Genomic DNA, 23,352 nt, shown 5'->3' with positions numbered 1-23,352 from the left:
TGTCACACTGCTTTCGCGAGCAAGCCCGCTCCCACATTAACCGCGCTCAACCTGTGGGAGCGTGGCTTGCCCGCGATGGCCGTGACTCGGTCTCCAGACAAGTCAGTACAGCTCCCCACATCTGACCTTCGAGGCCTGCATGTCTTTCGATCTCAGCGCGCGCCTTGCTGCCCGTCGTGCCGAAAACCTTTATCGCCAGCGCCCGCTGCTCGAAAGCCCGCAGGGCCCGGAAGTGGTGGTCGATGGTCAGCCGTTGCTGGCGTTCTGTAACAACGACTACCTGGGCCTGGCCAATCACCCGCAAGTGATCGAAGCCTGGCGCGCGGGCGCGTCGCGTTGGGGCGTGGGTGGTGGCGCTTCGCATCTTGTGATCGGCCACAGCGGCCCGCATCACGCACTGGAAGAAGCCCTCGCCGAATTCACCGGCCGCCCGCGAGCGTTGTTGTTCACCACCGGGTACATGGCTAACCTCGGCGCGGTCACCGCATTGATCGGGCAAGGCGATACGGTGCTGGAAGACCGCCTCAATCACGCATCGTTGCTGGATGCCGGGTTGTTGTCCGGTGCGCGCTTCAATCGTTATCTGCATAACGACGCGGCCAGTCTGGCCAAGCGCCTCGAGAAGGCCACCGGCAATACGCTGGTGGTCACCGATGGCGTGTTCAGTATGGACGGTGACATCGCCGACCTGCCGGCGCTGGCACGGGAAGCCAAGGCCAAAGGCGCGTGGCTGATGGTCGACGACGCTCACGGTTTTGGTCCGCTGGGTGCCAATGGCGGCGGGATCGTCGAGCATTTTGGTCTGAGTCAGGAAGACGTGCCGGTGTTGGTCGGCACCCTCGGCAAGGCTTTCGGTACAGCCGGTGCTTTTGTGGCTGGCAGTGAAGAGTTGATCGAAAGCCTGATCCAGTTCGCTCGCCCTTACATCTACACCACCAGCCAACCACCGGCGCTGGCTTGCGCGACGTTGAAAAGCCTGGAGTTGCTACGCAGCGAACACTGGCGACGTGAGCATCTGCAGACGCTGATTCGCCAGTTCCGCCAAGGCGCCGAACAGATTGGGCTGGAGTTGATGGACAGCTTCACGCCGATCCAGCCGATCATGATCGGCGATGCCGGGCGCGCGGTTCGACTGTCGCAGATGCTGCGCGAACGCGGACTGATGGTGACTGCGATTCGTCCACCGACTGTGCCTGCGGGTAGCGCACGTTTGCGCGTCACCCTGACCGCCGCTCACAGCGAGGCGCAGGTACAGCTATTGTTAAATGGACTGGCCGATTGTTTTCAACAACTGGGACCGGAGCCAAGCCATGCGTGATCGTCTGATTCTGCTGCCGGGTTGGGGGCTCGGGATTTCGCCGCTGGAACCCTTGGCAGCCGCCTTGCAGGGTTTGGATGAGCACCTGCATGTCGAGATCGAGCCGTTGCCGGAGCTGGAATCGAGCGACCTTGAAGAATGGCTCGATGAGTTGGACTCGACGTTGCCACAGGATGCCTGGCTCGGTGGCTGGTCATTGGGCGGCATGCTGGCGTCCGAATTAGCGGCGCGACGCGGTGACCGCTGCTGCGGCCTGGTGACGCTGGCGAGCAACCCTTCCTTTGTCGCCCATGAACAATGGTCGAGCGCGATGCCCGGTGAGACCTTCGATGCGTTTCTGGCCGGCTGCAAGGCTGACTCGCGCATGACGTTGAAACGTTTTTCGCTGCTGTGCGCCCAAGGTGCCGAAGACCCGCGCGGGATATCACGACTGTTGCTCGCTGGCGCACCGCATACGTCTTCGCCGGTGTTGATGAGCGGCCTGGAGTTGCTTGCCCAACTGGATACCCGGCAAGCGTTGCAAGCGTTTCGTGGGCCACAATTGCATTTGTTTGGCGGCCTCGACGGGCTGGTCCCGGCCGAAGCGGCGGGGGATTTGCTGGCACTGCTGCCGGATGTCGAAATCGGTCTGATTGAACAGGCCAGTCACGCGTTTCTTCTGGAAGACCCTCACGGTGTGGCGGGGGCGATTCAGGCCTTTTTGCATGAGTTCGGTGATGACTGATTTATCCCTTCCCAACCTGCCCGGCGGCTTGCCCGACAAACGCCAGGTGGCGGCGTCCTTTTCCCGTGCGGCGGCGAGCTACGACAGCGTGGCCGAATTACAGCGCGACGTGGGCAGCGAATTGTTACGTCGGTTGCCGGAAGATTTTGTCCCTGCTCGTTGGCTGGATATGGGCTGCGGCACCGGGTATTTCAGCCGAGCCTTGGCGGAGAAATTTGCTGCGAGCGCTGGCGTGGCGTTGGACATCGCAGAAGGCATGCTCAATCACGCCCGTCCCTTGGGCGGCGCGACTCATTTCATCGCGGGCGATGCGGAGCGCTTGCCGTTGCAGGACTCTACCTGCGACCTGGTCTTCTCCAGCCTGGCGGTGCAATGGTGCGCGGATTTCGCCTCGGTGCTCAATGAAGCGTATCGGGTACTGAAACCGGGCGGAATTTTCGCGTTTGCTAGTCTGTGTGTAGGCACTCTGTACGAATTGCGCGACAGCTGGCGTCAGGTGGATGGCATGGTGCACGTCAACCGCTTCCGCGAGTTCGGTGTTTACCAACAGCTTTGCGCGGGCAGCGGCTTGAAGGTCGTCAGACTCGAAACGCAGCCGCATGTGTTGCATTACCCCGATGTCCGCAGCCTGACCCATGAGCTCAAGGCACTTGGGGCGCATAACCTGAACCCCGGTCGGCCAGGCGGTTTGACCGGCAGGGCGCGGATCCTCGGCCTGATCGAGGCTTACGAGCAGTATCGTCAGGCACAGGGACTGCCGGCGACTTATCAAGTGGTTTACGCCGTGTTGGAGAAACCCTTATGAGCGCAGCCTATTTCATCACCGGTACTGACACCGATGTCGGCAAGACCACCGTCGCCGCAGGTTTGCTGCATGCCGCGCGATTAGCGGGTTTGAGCACTGCGGCAGGCAAGCCGGTGGCCTCTGGTTGCGACCTGACGCCCAAGGGTTTGCGTAATGCCGATGCGTTGGCACTGTTGGCCGAGTGCTCGATACCGTTGACCTACGATCAGGTCAATCCGGTCGCGTTCGAACCGGCGATTGCACCACACTTGGCAGCCCGGGAGGCTGGCGTAGCGTTGACCGTGCAATCGCTGCTGACACCGATGCGGCAGATTCTCGATATGCAGGCGGACTTCACCTTGATTGAAGGCGCTGGCGGCTGGCGAGTGCCGTTGGCAGATCAGGACAATCTGTCGGACCTGGCCATGGCACTGGGTCTGCCGGTGATCCTGGTGGTCGGCGTGCGCTTGGGTTGCATCAATCATGCGCTGCTAACGGCCGAGGCGATCGCACGGGATGGTTTGCAGCTGGCAGGGTGGGTGGCCAACATCATCGATCCGAAGACTTCGCGCCTGGAAGAGAACCTCGCGACATTGGCCGAGCGCATCCCCGCGCCGTGCCTGGGGCGAGTGCCAAAACTCAAATCGGTGACAGCCGACGCAGTGGCTGAACATCTGCAGCTGGATCTGCTGGACTGAGATTGTTGGCTGGGGTTTTACCTATGGCAAGGCACTGTGCCATTAGTGTTTTTGTCGGGCCTTTTGTCGGCGTGTCTGGTTCAATGGCCGCTGTTGATCCTTTGTCGGACGAGTTCCCCCATGGAAATCTCAGGAAACACCGCTTTTTATGCTGGTCTGAGCACGATTCAGACAGGGCAGAACCGTGTCGATCAGGCTTCGGGTCAGATCGCCAACAACACCATCGAGCGTTCGGTCACCAGTCAATCCTCGGAGATTCAGGTTGATCGTCTGCGTTCGGTAGACCGCAGCCAGCAATCGGATCTGGCCAGCAATATGGTCGAGATGTCTCAGGGCAAGTTCCAGGTGGAGCTGGGCGTCAAAGTCGCCAAGGCATCCGATGAAATGCTCGGTACGCTGATCGATACCTACGCCTGATCCCTCGCTGTATCCGCTACTCCAATGCCGCGCCTGTTCGCGGCGTTTTTCTGCGTAAGTCCTTCTGCCTCAACTAATCTCTCCTACATGGCGTGTTGCTCAGTCAACGGCGTTGCGCAACTGTGTGGCCGAGGTTTTCATGGTGTGATGACGAACGGCAAAAGATCGGCGCTTGACAAGAATTGGGCGTAAACGTATGTTTCAAACAACTGTTTGACCGTCACAACAAATCAACGCGGTCGTTCATTCCCGGTTACATCAGCAGAGGTTTATCGCTATGCCTGACTACAAGGCCCCCTTGCGTGATATTCGCTTCGTTCGTGACGAACTGCTCGGCTACGAAGCGCACTATCAGAGCCTTCCGGCTTGTGCAGACGCAACTCCGGACATGGTTGACGCCATTCTCGAAGAAGGCGCCAAGTTTTGTGAGCAGGTGCTGGCTCCGCTGAACCGCGTGGGTGACACCGAAGGTTGCACCTGGAGCGAGTCCGGCGTTAAAACTCCGACCGGTTTCAAAGAAGCCTACAAGCAATTTGTCGAAGGTGGCTGGCCCAGCCTGGCTCATGACGTAGAGCACGGCGGCCAAGGCCTGCCTGAGTCTCTGGGTCTGGCTGTCAGCGAAATGGTTGGCGAAGCCAACTGGTCGTGGGGCATGTACCCAGGCCTGTCCCATGGCGCGATGAACACCATTTCCGAACACGGCACGCCTGAGCAGCAAGATGCTTATCTGACCAAGCTGGTTTCCGGCGAATGGACCGGCACCATGTGCCTGACCGAACCGCACTGCGGCACCGACCTGGGCATGCTGCGCACCAAGGCCGAGCCTCAGGCCGACGGTTCCTACAAAGTTTCCGGTACCAAGATCTTCATCTCGGCCGGTGAACACGACATGGCCGACAACATCGTCCATATCGTTCTGGCACGTCTGCCGGATGCACCGGCCGGCACCAAAGGCATTTCCCTGTTCATCGTTCCGAAATTCCTGCCAAACGCAGACGGCTCGATCGGCGAACGCAACGCTGTGACCTGCGGTTCCCTGGAACACAAGATGGGCATCCACGGTAACGCCACCTGCGTGATGAACTTTGACGCGGCCACCGGTTACCTGATCGGCCCGGCGAACAAAGGCCTGAACTGCATGTTCACCTTTATGAACACCGCCCGTCTGGGAACTGCGCTGCAAGGTCTGGCGCACGCCGAGATCGGCTTCCAGGGCGGCCTGAAATACGCTCGCGATCGTCTGCAAATGCGCTCCTTGACTGGCCCGAAAGCGCCGGACAAAGCCGCTGACCCGATCATCGTTCACCCTGACGTACGTCGCATGCTGTTGACCATGAAGGCTTTCGCCGAAGGCAACCGTGCGATGGTTTACTTCACCGCCAAGCAGGTCGACATCGTCAAGTACGGCGTCGATGAAGAAGAGAAGAAGAAAGCCGACGCACTGCTGGCCTTCATGACTCCGATTGCCAAAGCCTTCATGACTGAAGTCGGTTTCGAATCCGCTAACCACGGCGTGCAGATCTATGGCGGTCACGGCTTCATCGCCGAGTGGGGCATGGAGCAGAACGTTCGCGACAGCCGCATTTCGATGCTGTACGAAGGCACCACCGGTATCCAGGCACTCGACCTGCTGGGCCGTAAAGTGCTGATGACTCAAGGCGAAGCACTCAAAGGCTTCACCAAGATCGTCCACAAGTTCTGCCAGACCAACGAAGGCAACGACGCGGTCAAAGAGTTTGTCGAGCCATTGGCTGCGCTGAACAAAGAGTGGGGCGAGCTGACCATGAAGGTCGGTATGGCCGCCATGAAAGACCGCGAAGAAGTCGGCGCCGCGTCGGTGGACTACCTGATGTACTCCGGTTACGCCTGCCTCGCCTACTTCTGGGCTGACATGGCGCGTCTGGCTGCCGAGAAACTGGCTGCCGGCACCACCGAAGAGGCGTTTTACACCGCCAAGCTGCAGACTGCGCGCTTCTACTTCCAGCGTATCCTGCCGCGTACCCGCACTCACGTTGTAACCATGCTGTCGGGCGCCAACAACCTGATGGACATGAAAGAAGAAGACTTCGCACTGGGTTACTAAGCCCTACGCAGTCCTTCACAAAGCCGCTGCTTCCTCGGGAGCAGCGGCTTTTTTGTGTCTGAGGCAAACGGGCTGCGCCTGTAAATATTCCTGACTAAAACGCTAAGAAGAACGCCATTGCTGCCGTTAAAGAGGATGGCGATGTGACACACGTCACATTGCACGTGCTTAGCTGCTTTAAATGCAGGCACAATGCCATCTTTGTTTGCCGGGTCGGAGCTTTACCCTTGCCGCGTTCTTCCGCTGTACGTTTCAGTCATTTTTTGCCATCGCTGCTGTTGTTGTTTGCGGGGCTTGCGGCTGCCTACGTCAAGGATCTCAACGTCTTCTTCACTTCGCTGTTCAACGTGCTGCCTACGCTGGTGCTGTTGCTCGGCGGGGCGTATTGCGCGGTTTACCGACGTCAGCGTGAACTGTTTCTGATGGTCACGGTATACACCGCCTACTTTCTGCTCGACACCCAGACCGACTATTACCGCGACAACGGCAAAGTTCGTGAAGACGCCGCCGTGGTCTTCCATCTTTGCTGTTTGTTGCTGCCGTTGCTCTTTGGCTTGTTCGCCGCTTGGCAAGAGCGTACTCATCTGTTCCAGGACATGGTGGCGCGCTTCGCCGTGTTGCTGGCGTTCGGCAGCGTGGCATTGGGGCTGGAACAAAGTTACCCACAGGCGCTGCTGATGTGGCTGTCGGAGATCCGCTGGCCAGCCCTGCATGGTGCCTGGATGAGCCTGATCCAGTTGTCCTACCCGGTATTCATCGCCTCTTTCCTGTTACTGGCCTGGCAATACTGGCGCAATCCAAGACCCTTGCATGCTGCGCAATTGGTGGGGCTGTTGGGATTGTTTTGGATGTTGCCGAAAACCTTCATCCTGCCATTCACCCTGAACATCATGTGCAGCCAGGTGATGTTGATGATCGCCGCGGCGGTTGCCCATGAGGCCTATCAGATGGCCTTCCGCGATGAGCTCACCGGCCTGCCGGGCCGCCGCGCCCTGAACGAACGCATGCAACGGCTGGGGCGCAATTACGTGCTGGCCATGGGCGACGTCGATCATTTCAAGAAATTCAACGACACCCACGGCCACGATGTCGGCGACCAAGTGTTGCGACTGGTCGCCAGCAAGCTGTCGAAAATCAGCGGGGGCGGTAGGGCCTATCGCTACGGCGGTGAAGAATTTGCTCTGGTGTTTGCAGGCAAGACCCTCGAAGAGTGCATGCCGCACCTGGAAGTCATTCGCGAATCCATCGCCACCTACAACATCCAGCTGCGCAATCAGGATAGCCGTCCTCAGGATGACCAACAGGGACGCCAGCGCCGCGCAGGCTCGGGCGCCTCGAGTGTATCGGTCACCGTCAGCATCGGTGTCGCCGAGCGGTTGGAACAGCGCTCGCCGGAAGAAGTGCTCAAATCCGCTGACCAGGCGCTCTACAGCGCCAAGGGCGCGGGGCGAAACTGTGTGATGGCTTTCGGTCAGAACCGTCGTGGCGCGGTGCGCATGGACGCGGCTGCGGGTTGAGTGATGATGGCGCATTCAGCGTCTGGACTGTGATTGTGAGGCGTGGTGCGCGGCAGTAGGTTTGAGCAATCTGCTGCCGGAGAAATGACCATGCCCGAGTACAAAGCTCCCCTGCGCGACATGCGCTATTTGATCGACCACGTCTTCGATTTTCACAGCAACTACGCCGCGCTGGGCGCCACCGATGCCAGCCCGGACATGATCAATGCGATCCTTGAAGAAGGCGCGAAATTCTGTGAGAACGTTCTTGCACCACTGAACCGCAGCGGCGACGAGGAAGGCTGCCATTTCGACAACGGCGTGGTCACAACGCCTACAGGCTTCAAGCAGGCTTTCGCGCAGTACGTGGAAGGCGGCTGGCATGGTCTGGCGGCGGATCCGGTTTACGGTGGCCAGGGTTTGCCAAGTTCCTTGGGTTTGGTCATCAGTGAAATGGTCGGTTCCAGCAACACCTCCTGGGGCATGTACCCCGGCCTGACTCACGGTGCGATGTCAGCGATCCACGCCCATGGCACCGAAGAGCAGAAACAAACCTATCTGAGCAAGCTCACTGCCGGCCAATGGACCGGCACCATGTGCCTGACCGAAGCCCATTGCGGTACCGATCTAGGCATCATCAAGACCCGCGCCGTGCCTCAGGCCGATGGCAGTTGCGCGATCTCCGGCAGCAAGATCTTTATCTCCGCCGGCGAGCACGACATGAGTGACAACATCATTCACCTGGTGCTGGCTAAACTGCCGGATGCTCCTGCCGGTACCAAGGGCATTTCGCTGTTTATCGTTCCTAAATTCCTACCTAATGCCGAGGGCGATGCGGGCGAGCGCAATGGCGTTTCCTGCGGTTCGATCGAGCACAAAATGGGCATCAAGGCCTCGGCCACCTGTGTACTGAATTTCGACGACGCCAAGGGGTTCTTGATCGGTGAGCCAAACAAGGGGCTGAACTGCATGTTCACCATGATGAACCACGCGCGGCTCGGCACCGGTATGCAAGGTTTGTGTCTGGGTGAGGCGAGCTTCCAGGGCGCGATCAAATACGCCAACGACCGCCTGCAAATGCGCTCGCTGACCGGCCCGAAAGCACCGGAAAAAGTCGCCGACCCGATCATCGTTCATCCCGATGTACGCAGGATGTTGCTGACGATGAAGGCCTTCAACGAAGGCAACCGGGCGTTGACCTATTTCACCGCGCAGTTGCTGGACGTTGCGCATCTGAGCCCGGATGAAACGGCGCGTCAGGATGCCGAAGACCTGTTGGCATTCCTGACGCCGATCTGCAAAGCCTTCATGACCGACACCGGGCTGGAGGTGACCAACCTCGGCATGCAGGTATTTGGCGGTCACGGTTTCATTCGTGAGTGGGGCATGGAGCAGTTGGTTCGCGACTGCCGGATCGCGCCGATCTACGAAGGCACCAACGGTATTCAGGCGCTGGACTTACTTGGGCGCAAAGTCCTTGGCAGTCAGGGGAAACTGCTGCGCGGCTTCACCAAAATTGTCCACAAGTTCTGTGCGGCAAACGCTGAACATCCGCAACTCGCCAGCTATGTGGCGCAGCTCAATGGTCTGAATCAGCAGTGGGGCGAGTTGACCACCAAGGTCGGCATGGCAGCGATGAAAAATCCGGATGAAGTCGGTGCCGCTTCGGTGGATTACTTGATGTACAGCGGCTACATCATCCTCGGCTACCTGTGGCTACGCATGGCGTTGGTAGCTCAGGCGCAGCTGGAGTCGGGCAGCGGCGATGCCGATTACTGCCGGGGCAAACTGGCGACCAGCGAGTTTTACTTCAAACGTTTGCTGCCACGTACCGCCGCTCATCGGGCGGCCATCGAGGCGGGCAGCGATTGTCTGATGAAGCTGCCGGCGGAGTTGTTTGCGCTCTGACGGTTAGGCTTGAAAAGCTTCGCGGGCAAGCCTCGCTCCTACGGTTTTATGTCGTTCACCTGAAATGCGTGCGACACGACCTGGAGCGAGGCTTGCCCGCGAATGCGTTTGGGCGGACCTAAGACATCCGCCTGATCTTCAGTGACTAAAAATAACAAAACAGTCATGAGTTGACCCTATGTGTCGTAAAAGTTGTTGGGGTACACTCAGACCAACGAAATCACTATTCCTACGAACCACCTGTTTAGATCTTGCGAGGTTTGCCATGGCTGACTACAAAGCGCCCCTGCGCGATATGCGCTTCGTCCTCAATGAAGTTTTCGAGGTCGCCAAACTGTGGGCCGAACTGCCTGCGCTGGCCGAGACCGTCGATGCGCAAACGGTCGAAGCCATTCTCGAAGAAGCCGGCAAGGTCACCAGCAAAAGCATCGCGCCGCTGAGCCGTGCAGCTGACGAAGAAGGTTGCCGCTGGGCTGACGGTGCCGTCACCACCCCGGCCGGTTTCCCACAGGCTTATCAGACTTACGCTGAAGGCGGTTGGGTGGGTGTCGGGGGCGATCCGACCTACGGCGGCATGGGCATGCCCAAAGCGGTTTCGGCGCAGGTCGAAGAAATGGTCAACTCCGCGAGCCTGTCGTTCGGTCTGTACCCAATGCTGACCGCCGGCGCTTGCCTGTCGATCAACGCCCACGCCAGCGAAGAGCTGAAAGCCGCGTACCTGCCGAACATGTATGCCGGTGTCTGGGCCGGTTCCATGTGCCTGACCGAGCCGCATGCCGGTACTGACCTGGGGATCATCCGCACCAAGGCCGAGCCTCAGGCCGACGGTTCCTACAAAGTCAGCGGCACCAAAATCTTCATCACCGGCGGTGAGCACGACCTGACCGAGAACATCATCCACCTGGTATTGGCCAAACTGCCCGACGCGCCAGCGGGGCCGAAAGGCATTTCGCTGTTCCTGGTGCCGAAGTTCATGGTCAATGCCGATGGCAGCCTGGGCGCGCGCAACCCGGCGAATTGTGGTTCGATCGAACACAAGATGGGCATCCAGGCATCCGCGACCTGTGTGATGAACTTCGACGAAGCCGTGGGTTATCTGGTCGGCGAGCCAAACAAAGGCCTGGCGGCGATGTTCACCATGATGAACTACGAGCGTCTGGGCGTCGGTATCCAGGGCCTGGCCACTGGCGAGCGCTCGTACCAGAACGCTATCGAATACGCTCGCGACCGTCTGCAAAGCCGCTCGCCAACCGGCGCGCAGAACAAGGACAAAGTGGCTGACCCGATCATCGTCCACCCGGACGTGCGTCGCATGCTGCTGACCATGAAAGCCTCGAACGAAGGCGGCCGTGCCTTCTCCACTTACGTGGCGATGCAGCTGGACACCGCCAAGTTCAGTGAAGACGCCACTACCCGCAAACGCGCGGAAGATTTGGTGGCTTTGCTGACCCCGGTGGCCAAGGCCTTCCTGACCGACTTGGGCCTGGAAACCACGGTGCACGGCCAGCAGGTATTTGGCGGTCACGGCTACATCCGTGAATGGGGCCAGGAACAACTGGTGCGCGACGTGCGTATCACCCAGATATACGAAGGCACCAACGGTATTCAGGCGCTGGACCTTGTAGGACGCAAGATCGTTGGTAGCGGCGGGGCGTTCTACAAATTGTTCGCCGACGAGATTCGCCACTTCACCGCGACTGCCGATACAAACCTGGCGGAGTTCACCAAGCCGTTGAATGATGCGGTGGATACCCTCGACGAACTGACTGAGTGGTTGCTGGATCGGGCGAAAAACAACCCGAACGAGATCGGCGCGGCGTCGGTCGAGTATCTGCAGGCATTCGGTTACATGGCCTACGCCTACATGTGGGCACTGATGGCCAAGGCAGCCTTTGGTAAAGAAGCGCAGGACGATTTCTACGCAAGCAAACTCGGTACAGCGCGGTTCTATTTCGCACGTCTGCTACCGCGAATTCACTCATTGAGTGCGTCGGTAAAGGCGGGCAGCGAATCGCTGTTCCTGCTGGACGCAGGACAATTCTGATCCTTTGACGTTGTGTAAGCATTCTCTTACATAACGTGCTGCTGTTTTCCCATAGGCGAAGATTGGATCCAGAGCTAATCTACTTCACATGGACGTCGCGCAGGAAGCGCAAAGCAACAACACGGACACGTAGGATTCTGCCAGGATGGCGGAGTGAAATGGATGTCAGGGAAACAGTCTGCAAAGCCCCGCTTCGGCGGGGTTTTCTTTTGTCTGGAAAAAAGTACTCAGCTCAACCGTCTCCAGTCTCGTCGGGCCATTCAAGTGGTCATCCGGCCCATTCATCACTTCCTCCAATAGTGTCCCCAACAACGTCAGCAAAGCCTGTCGCCGCTGCACATCCCAACACATCTCGAATACTGGCCTTGAAGAGCCGCAATGAACCCTGAAGAACGCCGCAGGTCGATTAGCTGTATGGTTTCACAAGAGCCAACTTCAATCAGGAGCTACCCCATGGATATCATTCGAATCATCATCGCCATTCTGTTGCCGCCACTGGGTGTGTTTCTGCAAGTCGGTTTCGCTGGGGCATTCTGGCTGAACATTCTGCTGACATTGCTTGGTTACATTCCGGGAATCGTGCATGCGGTTTACATCATCGCCAAGCGCTGAGATTCGCTGCGTCAGGTAAATGGCATTCGCGAGCAAGCCCCGCTCCCACATTTGATCTCTGGTGTTCACACACAATGTGCTCACAGAAGGTCCAGTGTGGGAGCGGGCTTGCTCGCGAATGGGGGCACCGCAAATACCTGCACTGAGCGCAGAGTTCAGTCCGCTAACTCCATCACCCGCCTATAAAACAACCACTCCTGCTCCAGCGCATGGGCCTGATTGCCGGCCTTGCGAAAGCCGTGGCGTTCGTCAGCGTAGTAATGTGCTTCGACCAGAATGCCGTTGTCCTGTAGCGCAGTGACCATGTCGCGGGTCTGTTGCGGCACCACCACGGCGTCCAGTTCACCTTGAAAGAAAATCACCGGAACGCTGATGTTGTTCGCGTGCAGCAATGGCGTGCGTGCGGCGTAGCGTTCGGCGTCCAGCACCGGGTCGCCGATCAACCAGTCCAGATAATCACCTTCGAACTTGTGGGTGGCGTGGCCTAGCGCAACGGGATCGCTGACGCCATACAGACTAGCGCCCGCACGGAAGACCTTGTGAAAGGCCAGTGCGCACAACGTGGTGTAGCCACCGGCGCTGCCTCCACGGATAAACGCTTTGTCGCCGTCGATCAGCCCCCGATCGGCGAGGTAGGCCACCACCGCACAGGCATCTTCCACATCCACGTCGCCCCAGCTCAAATGCAACGCTTGGCGATACGCGCGGCCATAGCCGCTGCTGCCTCGGTAATTGAGGTCGGCCACGGCGAAGCCGCGTTGTGCCCAATACTGGATTCGCGGGTCGAACATCGGGTAGCAGGCCGAAGTCGGGCCGCCGTGAATGAACACCACCAAGGGCGCTTTCGTGTCGCCGGTCATCGCCGGGTAGAAGAAACCATGGGCCTCGCCCGAACCGCTTGGATAGCGCAGGGTTTGCGGGCGGCTGATCTGTTCGGCGGGCAGCGGTGCGATACCGCCGGCCAGAACGTTGACCTGGCGTGTTTCACGGTCGATGGCAATGATTGCCGACGAACTGACCGGCGAAGCGGCGATGCAGTAGATGAACTGTTCATCCTGTGCGAGGTGACGGAAGCGGCTGTAGTCGCCCGTGAAATCGTCACGGGAACCATCGCCATGACAAAGCCCCAGTCGACCAAACCCGCCCTCGGTCCAACTCGCCAGATAAGTGTCTTCGCCCAACGGCAACCACGTGCAACCACCCAGTTGCCAAGGCGCCGGTCCATGGTCGGCGGCAGCACTCGGGAGTGGACGCAGACCGTTGCCCGACTCCATCCACGGCTGCCAGAAACCGCCGCGATCCGTCAGACAAAACAGACGGCCGCTGTCATCGAATCGTGGTTGTTGCAGTGACTCCTGGGCACCGTCACCCGCCACACAGCGTGGTTGTGCAAAGGTGTGATCGCTCTGGCGCTTGGCAACCATCAGGCGAGTAGCGGTCCAGGGCTGATCCGGGCGATTCCACTCGATCCAGGCCAGACGTCGACCGTCAGGGCTCACGGTTGGAGCCGCGTAGAAATCGGCGCCTTCGGCCAGCAGATGACGTTGGCCGTCAACCAGATCGATAGCCACCAGGCGATGTCGATCGCGGTGCTCTTCCACCGCCAGCACTTGCCCGTTGGCGAAGTGCAAATCGCCGTAGCGGCATTCACTCGAAGTCAGCACCTCAGGCGCCTCACCGGTCAGTGATTGCCGGTACAGCTGCTGGTCTGCCTCGTTGACGAAAACAAGCCCATCATCGGTCAGACAAAACGCACCGCCGCCATATTCGTACACCCGGCTGCGCACACTGAAGGTAGGCGGTGTCAGGCAATGAGCCTGGCCGTCGCGCCACTGCCAGATCCGGCAGGCGGCGTCCTCGGGGCGGTATTCGTTCCAGAACAGGCCATGCTTGCCGACTTGTAACTCGGCGAAGTCGATGCCGGCCGCGACAGCCCTGGCGGCGCTTAAGGGTTCAGCTTTTGGCGATGAGGCGTGAGTTTCGTTCATTGCGAAAGGCCAGTTGTTCAATGGTCTGGGTCGCGTGTTCGGCCTCTTCGCGGGCCTTGAGAATCACGCCGTGATGTTCCGACTTGCTGCACACCGGGTCGGCGTTGCTCGCGTCACCCGTGAGCATGAACGCCTGACAGCGGCAGCCGCCGAAGTCCTTTTCTTTCTCGTCGCAGGAGCGGCACGGCTCGGGCATCCAGTCGTAACCGCGAAAGCGGTTGAAGCCGAACGAGTCGTACCAGATGTGCTGCATGCTGTGGTCGCGCACGTTAGGAAACTGCACCGGCATCTGTCGGGCACCGTGACAGGGCAGGGCGGTTCCGTCCGGTGTGACTGTCAGAAAAATGCTGCCCCAGCCATTCATACAGGCTTTCGGACGTTCTTCGTAATAGTCCGGCGTAACGAAAATCAGCTTGCACGGATGCCCTTCGGCTTCCAGTTTGGCGCGGTATTCGTTGGTGATGCGTTCGGCGCGAACCAATTGTTCTTTGGTCGGCAACAGGCCAACCCGATTGAGCTGGGCCCAGCCGTAGAACTGGCACGTCGCGAGTTCGACGAAGTCCGCCTCAAGGGCGATGCACAGCTCAATGATCCGGTCGATCTTGTCGATGTTGTGCCGATGGGTGACGAAGTTCAGCACCATCGGGTAGCCGTGAGCCTTCACCGCTCGAGCCATTTCGAGCTTTTGCGCGAAGGCCTTTTTTGAGCCTGCCAGCAGGTTATTCACTTGCTCGTCGCTGGCCTGAAAACTGATCTGGATGTGGTCCAGACCGGCCTTCTTGAAGTCGCTGATTTTCTGCTTGGTGAGACCGATGCCAGAGGTGATCAGGTTGGTGTAAAAACCCAGCTTGCGTGCCTCGGCGATCAGTTCGGCGAGGTCTTGGCGCACCAGCGGCTCACCGCCGGAAAAACCCAACTGCGCCGCGCCCATCTCCCGGGCTTCGCGAAAGACTTTGATCCACTGCTCGGTGGTCAGCTCTTTGCCCTGCTCGGCGAAATCCAGTGGATTGGAGCAGTACGGACATTGCAGCGGGCAGCGATACGTCAGCTCGGCCAGCAACCAAAGGGGCAGGCCGATTTCGGGCTTGAGCGGTAACTTGTCTGACACGGAATCAGGCAAGTTCGATCCAGTGCTGAGCACGGGCGACCTCCATGAATTGCTCGATGTCGTCACCGAGCTCAGGCACGTCGGGAAACTGCGCGCCCAGTTCGGCGATAATCGCCGCGACATCCCGCTGACCATCAATCAAACCGCCAATCAGCGCAGCGCTGTCGTTGAGTTTGATCATGCCTTCCGGGTAGAGCAGCACATGGCCTTTTTGCGCCGGTTCGTACTGGAAGCGGTAGCCGGTGCGCCATGTCGGGGTTTTGCTGCGATCGAAACTCATAAGGTAATTCCTTTATGCCAGACCCGCTGTTCGGTCACGCTGTGGTACGGCGGGCGGTTCAGTTCGTAGGCCATGCTCATGGCATCGAGCATGCTCCAAAGAATGTCCAGTTTGAACTGGAGAATTTCCAGCATGCGCTCCTGGCCTTCCCGCGTAGTGTAGTGCTGCAAAGTGATCGCCAGACCATGCTCCACATCCCGACGAGCCTGGCCCAGACGTGTGCGGAAATATTCGTAACCGGCCGGGTCGATCCACGGGTAATGCTGCGGCCAGCTGTCGAGGCGCGATTGGTGGATCTGCGGCGCGAACAGCTCGGTCAGCGAACTGCTGGCGGCTTCCTGCCAACGGGCGCGGCGGGCGAAATTGACGTAGGCATCCACGGCGAACCGCACGCCAGGCAGCACTAATTCCTGAGAGCGCAGTTGATCCGGGTCGAGGCCTACCGCTTGCCCAAGACGCAGCCAGGCTTCGATGCCGCCCTCTTCGCCGGGGGCGCCGTCGTGGTCCAGCAGACGCTGAATCCATTCGCGACGAATCTCGCGGTCCGGGCAGTTGGCCAAGATAGCGGCGTCCTTGAGCGGGATGTTCACCTGATAGTAAAAGCGGTTGGCGACCCAGCCCTGGATCTGCTCGCGGGTCGCCCGGCCTTCATACATCGCCACGTGATACGGGTGATAAATATGGTAGTAGGCGCCCTTGGCGCGCAGGGCCGCTTCGAATTCGGCGGGGGACATTGCGGTGTCAGTCATTGCGGTTCTCCGGGGTACAACCCTAGATGTGTAGTGCTTGTACGGGCTTCATCGCGAGCAGGCTCGCTCCCACAGGGGGCAAGTGGTAACCCAATCCAGTGTGGGAGCGAGCCTGCTCGCGATAGACCGCGCAGCGGTCTTGGTTTCCTACAACACAATACTCATACCGTCATACGCCACTTCAACCTCGCGCCGAACCAGCTCCGCGCGCTCCGGCGAATCCTCGTCGAGAATCGGGTTGGTGTTGTTGATGTGGATAAGTACTTTGCGCTGCTTGGGCAACTGTTCCAGTACTTCGAGCATGCCGCCGGGGCCGTTCTGCGCCAGGTGACCCATCTCCCGGCCAGTGCGCGTGCCGACACCACGGCGCTGCATTTCGTCGTCGTCCCACATCGTGCCATCCACCAACAGGCAATCGCTGCTGGCCATGATCTTCATCAGCGATGCGTCGACCTTGCCCAGGCCCGGTGCATAGAACAGTTTACCGCCGGTGCTCAGGTCTTCGACGATCAGGCCGATGTTGTCGCCCGGATGCGGGTCGAACCGATGCGGCGAGTATGGTGGGGCGGCGCTACGCAGGGGCAGCGGGGTGAAGCGCAGGTTCGGGCAGGCCGGGACGGTGAAGCTCTGATCGAGTTCGATACGGTTCCAGTTCAACCCGCCATTCCAGTGAGTCAGCATGGTGAACAACGGGAAACCGGTGCTCAAATCTTCGTGGACCATGTCGGTGCACCAGACCTGATGCGGGCAACCTTCGCGCAGGCTGAGCAGGCCGGTGGTGTGATCGATCTGGCTGTCCATCAGGATGATTGCACTGATGCCGGTGTCACGCAGCGCGCGACCTGGCTGCATTGGAGCGAAGTTCTGGAGCTGGGCGCGGATGTCCGGCGAAGCATTGCACAGCACCCAGTTCACGCCGTCATCGGAAATCGCGATGGACGACTGGGTACGCGCCTCGGCCCGCAGGCTGCCGTCGCGAAAACCTGCGCAATTCACGCAGTTGCAGTTCCACTGGGGGAAACCGCCGCCGGCGGCGGAACCTAGAATCTGGACAAACATGGCCGCTCCATCATTGAAAGCTGAAAATAAAAACGCCCCGGCGAGCCGAGGCGTAGCACTGCATTCTCTACCAGACGGCAGAGCTTAGCGGCTTGCGAAGTACATGGTGACTTCGAAGCCGATACGCAGGTCGGTGTAAGCAGGTTTGGACCAGGACATAGAAGCGCTCCTTCAGGTGGATGGGACAGTTGAGACCTATACATATAGTCCACCTCCAGTCGGAGATGTTCAGATAGTTAGGCGGCTATGTTACTCAAAATTACAGAGCGATTGGCCACGAATCTTTGAGAAAGCTAATTGCAGCACCGGTAATGATCATTTTGCCACTTGCCAAGGCGTAGATGGGCCCGGTCCGCTGGCCAGACAGCGCCATCCACCGTCGGCCCGATTCAGTCGTTGTACCGCCGCCAGCAAGGCTTCGCGGTCGCTCATCAGAATCGCTTGAGGCAGGCGTTTCAGGTAATCCGACGAGTGGCCGGCCAGTTGGCCTTGCCAGAGCAGCTCAGTTGCTTGGGCGTTGGGCAGGGCGGTGCTGTCGAATTGATCGGCCAAGGCTTGGCGCTGAGCGATGAAGGTCGCGTTATCGATGCTTTCGATCATCCCTTCCGATTCGCTGAGGAACTGTTGGATGTGCTCCAGCAAATCCAGAGGCGCGACACTCGGTGATTGCACACCGAACAGCAGCCCGGTCTGGCCGTTTATCTGGCGTAGCCCGCTGAATACGGCGTAACCAAGCTGTAGCTCCACCCGCAGGCGCTGGTAGAACGGCGTCTGGCTTACGTGTGCGAGCAAACGCCAGGCGGCCTCATCGGCGATGTTATGGGTTGCTGTCGGGCAGAAGAGTAGCAGCGCGTGTTCGCTGGAGCCGGTATCGACGGAGTTCCAGAGATGCTGTGAGCGAATCGATGGAGGCGGCGTCAGTTGACTGTCCGCAGTGCCGGGAATACGACTCAAGGCAAGCCCCATCGCCGCTTGTGTCTGGGCAGACAGGCCTGCCGCCAGGCCATCCCAGCGCGCGCTCGACCAGAGTTGCTGTAAGTCATCTGAGGCTTCGGTGTGCTCAAGGCATAGCTCGGGCAGCGCCTTGAGCAATTGTCGAATCGGCATCAACGCAACGGCCGCCAGCTCTTCCTGTGAGAAATCGGCATCAGGTTTTGTCAGTTCCTTCAGCGCGTGTTCGAGGACTGTCGGCATCGGTTCCTGCAGGCCCGTCATTTTCAGCAGCCATTCATTACCCGAAGCGCTGAAGGAAAAGTCCACACCGGCCTGACGCGCATCTTCGCGCAGCATCCGCAGGTTGTTTTCCAGATTCGACTGAAGGCGGCTGTGAGGTGCGAACTCCAGGCGCCAGCGCAGATAAACCGCACCTTCATCCGTGTTATCCGGCAACGCCTGACTGAACTGCATCGGCGATCGTTCGCGCCGACTGCGTGAGCGATCCTGGGCAAAAGTCCGCAGGCCGCGATGGGCGCTGGTCTGGCCGCGAATCAATCCGGCATTCGAGGCTGGAGTCTCGGCGCGCAAAAACGGGTTGGGTGTCGGCAGTTGCCATTGGCCGGTGAAGTTATCCACAGCGCCGATTTGTTTGAGGATTGCCTTGAGGGCGACAACGCCCTGTTCGGATAGCCCGGCTTCAAGCTGTTCGCTGTCTCGTTGGGCCCGTTGCAGGGCGGCGCTGACTTGCTGTTGGCGCTGTAGCAGGGCTGCATACTCTTCGCGCAGTTCGGCCCAATCCTGATGAGAGGCAAAAAAGCCCAGCCAATCCAGGAGCCGTTCGCGGATCACGTTGTCCGTTCGCGTTGCGTTGGCGGGCCGGGTGAATTCGATGTGCAGCAAAGCTTGGCCAGCGTAGTGATAGAGCAGCGCGGCTTTCAGGTTGTCCGCCAGCCCATGCTCTCGCAGCTGCGCCAACAGGCCGCCGGGTTTTTCGGCGTTCAGCCAGTGGCACAGGAACGCCAGCGCTTCGGGCGTTGAGTCGGGCAGCGCTTGGAAGGTGAACAGTAGATCAAGCCGACGTTCTCCTGCCTGTTGATAACTATTGTCAGAAGAATCCATCAACAAGGTGGGCTTTGTCTGAGGGACTTTTTCGCCGGGGGTAATAGCAACCGCAAACGCCTGCGCCATTTCCTTCAACTCATCGAGACTCTGTGGCCCGGCCAGGCTCAGTGTCATCTGCCCGGTCTGGTAAAACCGATGATAGAAGTCCTTCAACGCTTGTTGAAATTCGGGCTGCGGTACCGGCAGGCTGTAGCGGTTTCCAGCATGAAACGCCCGCAATGGATGAGCCGCCGAGAGCCCGTCGAACAAAGCAAATTGCTGCTGGGCTGTCGCATCCCGCGACCAGGCGACAAATTCGGCATGCAGCACTTCCCGTTCCCGGCGCTGATCGTCCAGATTCATACGCGGATGAGCGAGCATATCCGACAGACGCTCAAGTCCACCCTTAAACGCCTGAGGCGGCAGCTCGAAAAAGAAGTCCGTCGTACGTTCGCTGGTTCGCGCATTCACCTGCCCGCCATGACCTTGCACGTAGGCCATCAACCCCTGCTCTGCGGGAAAGCGCTCTGTACCCAGGAACAGCAAATGCTCAAGAAAGTGCGCCAGCCCCGGCCAGGCCAGTGGCACGTCGTGACTGCCGGCAGCGACCCGCAACGCAGCGGCGCAGCGCTTCAAATCGGGAGCATGACGCAGCGTCACCCGCAGGCCATTGGCGAGGGTTTCAGTGTGGAGGCGAGGGGGATTCAGCGCAGGCATGAGCACTTCCAGAACAGAGAAGCGCTAATGCTAGCGGATTAGGGCTTGTTCAGCTCGCCGTATAGCTCGGGACGGCGGTCGAGGAAGTAACGATTGGCGGCGCGGGAATCAATCATCATCTGACGATCCAGTTCACCGACAATCAACGCTTCATCAAGTCCGGCCTGGGCGATGCGGCTGCCATCCGGCGCGGCGATGCTGCTTTGGCCGCAATACTGGATGTCGCCTTCGTGGCCGCAGTAGTTGGCGTAGGCCACATAACACTGGTTTTCGAAGGCTCGGGCGCGGACGGTGACATCGGCGATGAAATCGTAGGGAATCATGTTCGCCGTCGGCACCAGGATCAGCTCGGCACCGGCCAAGGCCAGACGCCGGGCGTTTTCCGGGAACTCCAGGTCGTAGCAGATCAAAAAGCCAAGCTTCCAGCCGTTGAGTTCAACCAGCGGAAACTCATCCGGCCCGGGGCTGAACATCGAATGATCGAGGTCGCCGAACAAGTGAGTCTTGCGGTAGTTGCACAACCGTTCGCCATCGGCGTCGATCAACTGCACGGCGTTGTAGATCTGCCCGTCTTCGGTGCGCTCCGGGTAGCCATATAAAATGGCAATCCCCGTCGCTTTGGCAATGCGCGCGATTTGCTGCGCCGACTCACCGTTGTGCACCTCCGCCAGCACGCTGACCGCATCGATGCCGATGTTGTAGCCGGTCAGGAACATCTCCGGCAGCACCAGCAAGTCCGCGCCCTTGGCCTCCAGCGCCAGTTGATGCAGGCGTTGCAGGTTACCTGCGACATCCAGGGGCAGCGGTGGACATTGGTAAAGGGCTACGCGCATTTCGGATTCCTCTTACTCGGGCAGGGCGATCGGACCGATCTCGTTAAACACATCTCCTGGACCCGGGTTTTCGGCGTGAGTTTCACCGCCGAAGTGTTTCATGATCCCCCATACCGCGTTGAGCGACGTCTGCACCGCACCTTCGACCCAGGCCGGCGTCCACGAAACGTCATCGCCGGCGATGAAAATCCCGCGCTGCTCGGGCGGCATGTCGTCCTGCATGAAGTGCGCGTACATGCGCTGGTTGTAGCGGTAGTGGCCGGGCAGGGCGCCTTTGAAAGCCCCGAGGAAGTGCGGGTCGGCTTCCCACGACACGGTGATCGGATCGCCGATGATCCGCGCGGCGATGTCGACTTTCGGGTAGATCTTCTTCAACGCGTCCAAGGCCAGCTTCACGCGTTTTTCCACTGGGTGCGGGAGCATTTTCAGCGCGTCGCTCATCCACGAGTACGACAGGCAAATCACCCCCGGCTTGTCGTCGCCATTGTCGAACAGATAGGTACCCCGAGTCAGGCGATCGGTGAGGGTCATACTCATCAGGTCGCGACCGGTTTCCGGGTCCTTGTCCTTCCAGAATGGGCGATCGACCATCACGAACGTCTTCGATGATTGCATGTAGCGGGTGCGGTCCAGGGCCATCCACATCTTTTGCGAGAACAGGCTTTCGTCGCATTCGATCTGGGTGGTCAGCAGCCAGCTCTGGCAGGTAGTCAGTACTGCCGCGTATTCGCGTGTGTCGCCGTAGTTATCGGTAACGGTAAAACGCCCGTTCGGTGCATGGGCAATTTTTTTCACGCCGGAGCGCGGCGCGCCACTGTGCAGCGAGCTGAGACTGGTGCCTTCAGGCCAATGCACGCAACGCTCCGGTACATGGCGCCAGATGCCCAGCGGCACCTGCTCCACACCGCCGACTACCAGGTGCTGGTGATCGTCACAGTTGGTCATCACCACGCGGAAGATTTCCAGCATCGAGTTGGGGAAGTCCGAGTCCCAGCCGCCAGTACCGAAGCCGACTTGGCCGAACACTTCGCGGTGATGGAACGAGAGCTTGGCGAAGGCTTCGGAGGTGGCGACGAAATCATAGAACGTGCGGTCGTCCCACAGCGGCACCAGGGTGTTCCATAGTTCCTTGAGGCGCGGCACGTCACGGTCGCGGATTGCTTGCTGGATATCGGAGAACTGCGAGCCGGCTTCCAGAGCATCGGCCCAGGCGTCAGCGACTTCCTGGAACAGTGCAGGAAGATCCGCCAGTTTCTGTGCGTAATGAGTTTTGCCTTCCAGATCGATTACCGTGCTACCCGACGCAGGCGTCAGCGGGTTCGGGAAGGGTTTGGTTTGGAGGCCGAGTTTGTCGACATAGTGATAAAACGCGGTCGACGACACCGGGAAACGCATACCGCCGAGCTCGGCGATGATGCCTTCAGCGCCGTTGAATGCCTGGGAGCGCAGGCGACCGCCCATCTTCGAGGCTTCGTAAACAACGGGTTTGAGGCCCAGCTTCATCAATTCGTAGGCGGCCACGAGGCCCGCAATGCCAGCCCCGACAATCGCCACTTCGGCACCGTGATTGTGCGCCGGAATGCTGCCCAGCCCGGCCGGGTGTTCGATCCAGTCGTCGAAGGCGAAAGGAAAGTCCGGGCCGAAAACGGTGACCGGTTTTTTACCGTCTGCAGGATGGCGATTGTTCTTGTTCATGGCTGACCTTGCTGGCGACCTGACGCAGAGTGCGCGTCTGAGTATAGGAAAAGATGGCAGCCATTCTAGAGAGCGTAGAACACGTTAATAAGACGCAATGTGTCGTCATTTTGCTTTGCGTCTACACATTGTGACGACGCAACGCGGCGTTACGACGAAATTAGTCTGTAGGAGCGAGGCTTGCCCGCGAAGAGGCCCGACCAGACACCCAAGACCTAACGGCGGAAACTCAAACCGGCTGCCCCCGATCAATCTTGCTGCTCAAGATGATCGAAGTCGTCGTCTTCTCCACGCCATCCACACTGCCAATCTGATCCAGCAACTGATCCAGCTGCTCCGGCGAGTCGGTGCGCAACCACGCCACGTAATCAAATTCACCACTCACCGCGCACAACTGCTGAACCTGCGCCATGGCGCTAAGACGACGCAGCACTTCCTTGCCGGACCGCGGTTGCACCGTAATCCCGACGTACGCCTGCAATCCGCCATCCACCACGCGCTGCCCCAGGCGCACACCGTAACCGGTGATGACTTTGGCCTTTTCCAGCCGTGCCAGACGCGACGTCACCGTAGTACGGGCGATACCCAGTTGCCGGGCGAGCATGGCCACGCTTTCGCGGGCATTGATCTGCAGGGCCGCGATCAATTGGCGGTCGATTTCGTCAAGAACGGGCGGGCGAGTGTCAGGCAAAGGGGCATCTCCAGCGGCACAGAGCAATGGGCGGTCATGTTACAGGCACATCCTGCGCGGTGCTCGTGGCGGTTGTCTGAACTGGCATCAGTTACGCGCAAGCCCGCTCCC

The 23,352-nt window shown here is 59.5% G+C and carries 20 protein-coding genes; 10 read left to right on the top strand and 10 right to left on the bottom strand.

Going from position 1 to position 23,352, the window contains the following annotated elements; genetic code table 11:
- The first annotated feature begins 139 nt into the window (after positions 1-139).
- From bioF to KVG95_RS17845, 10 genes are all read left to right on the top strand, one after another.
- On the top strand, positions 140-1,318 hold the full coding sequence (bioF, locus tag KVG95_RS17890; RefSeq protein WP_217857374.1) for an 8-amino-7-oxononanoate synthase: 1,179 nt from the start codon (positions 140-142) through the stop codon (positions 1,316-1,318).
- On the top strand, positions 1,311-2,042 hold the full coding sequence (locus tag KVG95_RS17885; protein WP_217857373.1) for an alpha/beta fold hydrolase: 732 nt from the start codon (positions 1,311-1,313) through the stop codon (positions 2,040-2,042). The genes bioF and KVG95_RS17885 overlap by 8 nt, the downstream gene beginning before the upstream one ends.
- Positions 2,035-2,847 (top strand): malonyl-ACP O-methyltransferase BioC, encoded by an 813-nt coding sequence (gene bioC, locus KVG95_RS17880; RefSeq protein ID WP_217857372.1) that lies wholly within the window; start codon positions 2,035-2,037, stop codon positions 2,845-2,847. Before KVG95_RS17885 ends, bioC begins: the two co-directional genes overlap by 8 nt.
- On the top strand, positions 2,844-3,524 hold the full coding sequence (gene bioD / locus KVG95_RS17875) for a dethiobiotin synthase (protein ID WP_038981192.1): 681 nt from the start codon (positions 2,844-2,846) through the stop codon (positions 3,522-3,524). Before bioC ends, bioD begins: the two co-directional genes overlap by 4 nt.
- Before the next feature lie 120 nt (positions 3,525-3,644).
- Positions 3,645-3,941 (top strand): hypothetical protein, encoded by a 297-nt coding sequence (locus KVG95_RS17870; protein ID WP_007904188.1) that lies wholly within the window; start codon positions 3,645-3,647, stop codon positions 3,939-3,941.
- A 277-nt stretch (positions 3,942-4,218) separates the two neighbouring features.
- On the top strand, positions 4,219-6,024 hold the full coding sequence (locus KVG95_RS17865; protein WP_030129976.1) for a phenylacyl-CoA dehydrogenase: 1,806 nt from the start codon (positions 4,219-4,221) through the stop codon (positions 6,022-6,024).
- A 227-nt stretch (positions 6,025-6,251) separates the two neighbouring features.
- Positions 6,252-7,541, top strand: coding sequence for a GGDEF domain-containing protein (locus KVG95_RS17860; RefSeq protein ID WP_217857371.1), 1,290 nt, complete (start codon positions 6,252-6,254; stop codon positions 7,539-7,541).
- Positions 7,542-7,631: 90 nt separating this feature from the next.
- Entirely contained in the window at positions 7,632-9,428 is a 1,797-nt protein-coding gene (locus tag KVG95_RS17855; RefSeq protein WP_217857370.1) for an acyl-CoA dehydrogenase C-terminal domain-containing protein, read from the top strand.
- Positions 9,429-9,693: 265 nt separating this feature from the next.
- Positions 9,694-11,472: an acyl-CoA dehydrogenase C-terminal domain-containing protein gene (locus KVG95_RS17850; protein ID WP_217857369.1), complete on the top strand. Its 1,779-nt coding sequence runs from the start codon at positions 9,694-9,696 to the stop codon at positions 11,470-11,472.
- A 453-nt stretch (positions 11,473-11,925) separates the two neighbouring features.
- Positions 11,926-12,084 (top strand): YqaE/Pmp3 family membrane protein, encoded by a 159-nt coding sequence (locus tag KVG95_RS17845; protein WP_092400858.1) that lies wholly within the window; start codon positions 11,926-11,928, stop codon positions 12,082-12,084.
- 155 nt (positions 12,085-12,239) lie between these two features.
- Here the strand turns inward: KVG95_RS17845 and KVG95_RS17840 are convergent, their stop codons facing one another.
- From KVG95_RS17840 to KVG95_RS17795, 10 genes are all read right to left on the bottom strand, one after another.
- Complete coding sequence (locus KVG95_RS17840) at positions 12,240-14,072, bottom strand: S9 family peptidase (RefSeq protein WP_217857368.1); 1,833 nt, start codon at positions 14,070-14,072, stop codon at positions 12,240-12,242.
- Positions 14,038-15,180 (bottom strand): pyrroloquinoline quinone biosynthesis protein PqqE, encoded by a 1,143-nt coding sequence (gene pqqE / locus KVG95_RS17835; RefSeq protein ID WP_217857538.1) that lies wholly within the window; start codon positions 15,178-15,180, stop codon positions 14,038-14,040. The genes KVG95_RS17840 and pqqE overlap by 35 nt, the downstream gene beginning before the upstream one ends.
- 4 nt (positions 15,181-15,184) lie before the next feature.
- Entirely contained in the window at positions 15,185-15,460 is a 276-nt protein-coding gene (gene pqqD, locus KVG95_RS17830; protein WP_052967135.1) for a pyrroloquinoline quinone biosynthesis peptide chaperone PqqD, read from the bottom strand.
- Positions 15,457-16,209, bottom strand: coding sequence for a pyrroloquinoline-quinone synthase PqqC (gene pqqC / locus KVG95_RS17825; protein WP_063342344.1), 753 nt, complete (start codon positions 16,207-16,209; stop codon positions 15,457-15,459). Before pqqC ends, pqqD begins: the two co-directional genes overlap by 4 nt.
- 147 nt (positions 16,210-16,356) lie before the next feature.
- A complete protein-coding gene (gene pqqB, locus KVG95_RS17820; RefSeq protein ID WP_217857367.1) occupies positions 16,357-17,268 on the bottom strand; it encodes a pyrroloquinoline quinone biosynthesis protein PqqB in 912 nt (303 codons plus the stop codon).
- 84 nt (positions 17,269-17,352) lie between these two features.
- Positions 17,353-17,427 carry a pyrroloquinoline quinone precursor peptide PqqA gene (gene pqqA / locus KVG95_RS17815; protein WP_009045898.1) on the bottom strand — a complete coding sequence of 25 codons (75 nt, stop codon included), beginning with the start codon at positions 17,425-17,427 and terminating at the stop codon, positions 17,353-17,355.
- Between the two features lie 156 nt (positions 17,428-17,583).
- Positions 17,584-20,022, bottom strand: a complete 2,439-nt coding sequence (pqqF, locus tag KVG95_RS17810; RefSeq protein WP_217857366.1) for a pyrroloquinoline quinone biosynthesis protein PqqF — start codon at positions 20,020-20,022, stop codon at positions 17,584-17,586.
- Between the two features lie 38 nt (positions 20,023-20,060).
- Positions 20,061-20,855, bottom strand: coding sequence for a carbon-nitrogen hydrolase family protein (locus KVG95_RS17805; protein ID WP_217857365.1), 795 nt, complete (start codon positions 20,853-20,855; stop codon positions 20,061-20,063).
- Positions 20,856-20,867: 12 nt separating this feature from the next.
- A complete protein-coding gene (locus tag KVG95_RS17800; RefSeq protein ID WP_095052657.1) occupies positions 20,868-22,550 on the bottom strand; it encodes a flavin monoamine oxidase family protein in 1,683 nt (560 codons plus the stop codon).
- Positions 22,551-22,779: 229 nt separating this feature from the next.
- A complete protein-coding gene (locus KVG95_RS17795; RefSeq protein ID WP_007980298.1) occupies positions 22,780-23,241 on the bottom strand; it encodes an Lrp/AsnC family transcriptional regulator in 462 nt (153 codons plus the stop codon).
- Between the last annotated feature and the right edge of the window lie 111 nt (positions 23,242-23,352).

Source organism: Pseudomonas farris, assembly GCF_019145235.1.
Classification (GTDB): Bacteria; Pseudomonadota; Gammaproteobacteria; order Pseudomonadales; family Pseudomonadaceae; genus Aquipseudomonas; species Aquipseudomonas farris.
This window is presented reverse-complemented; position numbering and strand designations above follow the sequence as displayed.

Excerpts from the sequence above, each read along its gene's own strand:
- bioC (WP_217857372.1), top strand. The coding sequence starts at position 2,035 with ATGACTGATTTATCCCTTCCCAACCTGCCCGGCGGCTTGCCCGACAAA.
- KVG95_RS17855 (WP_217857370.1), top strand. The coding sequence starts at position 7,632 with ATGCCCGAGTACAAAGCTCCCCTGCGCGACATGCGCTATTTGATCGAC.
- pqqD (WP_052967135.1), bottom strand. The coding sequence starts at position 15,460 with ATGAGTTTCGATCGCAGCAAAACCCCGACATGGCGCACCGGCTACCGC.
- KVG95_RS17800 (WP_095052657.1), bottom strand. The coding sequence starts at position 22,550 with ATGAACAAGAACAATCGCCATCCTGCAGACGGTAAAAAACCGGTCACC.
- pqqF (WP_217857366.1), bottom strand. The coding sequence starts at position 20,022 with ATGCCTGCGCTGAATCCCCCTCGCCTCCACACTGAAACCCTCGCCAAT.
- bioD (WP_038981192.1), top strand. The coding sequence starts at position 2,844 with ATGAGCGCAGCCTATTTCATCACCGGTACTGACACCGATGTCGGCAAG.
- bioF (WP_217857374.1), top strand. The coding sequence starts at position 140 with ATGTCTTTCGATCTCAGCGCGCGCCTTGCTGCCCGTCGTGCCGAAAAC.
- KVG95_RS17805 (WP_217857365.1), bottom strand. The coding sequence starts at position 20,855 with ATGCGCGTAGCCCTTTACCAATGTCCACCGCTGCCCCTGGATGTCGCA.
- KVG95_RS17870 (WP_007904188.1), top strand. The coding sequence starts at position 3,645 with ATGGAAATCTCAGGAAACACCGCTTTTTATGCTGGTCTGAGCACGATT.
- KVG95_RS17840 (WP_217857368.1), bottom strand. The coding sequence starts at position 14,072 with ATGAACGAAACTCACGCCTCATCGCCAAAAGCTGAACCCTTAAGCGCC.
- KVG95_RS17850 (WP_217857369.1), top strand. The coding sequence starts at position 9,694 with ATGGCTGACTACAAAGCGCCCCTGCGCGATATGCGCTTCGTCCTCAAT.
- KVG95_RS17885 (WP_217857373.1), top strand. The coding sequence starts at position 1,311 with ATGCGTGATCGTCTGATTCTGCTGCCGGGTTGGGGGCTCGGGATTTCG.
- KVG95_RS17865 (WP_030129976.1), top strand. The coding sequence starts at position 4,219 with ATGCCTGACTACAAGGCCCCCTTGCGTGATATTCGCTTCGTTCGTGAC.
- pqqC (WP_063342344.1), bottom strand. The coding sequence starts at position 16,209 with ATGACTGACACCGCAATGTCCCCCGCCGAATTCGAAGCGGCCCTGCGC.
- pqqB (WP_217857367.1), bottom strand. The coding sequence starts at position 17,268 with ATGTTTGTCCAGATTCTAGGTTCCGCCGCCGGCGGCGGTTTCCCCCAG.
- KVG95_RS17845 (WP_092400858.1), top strand. The coding sequence starts at position 11,926 with ATGGATATCATTCGAATCATCATCGCCATTCTGTTGCCGCCACTGGGT.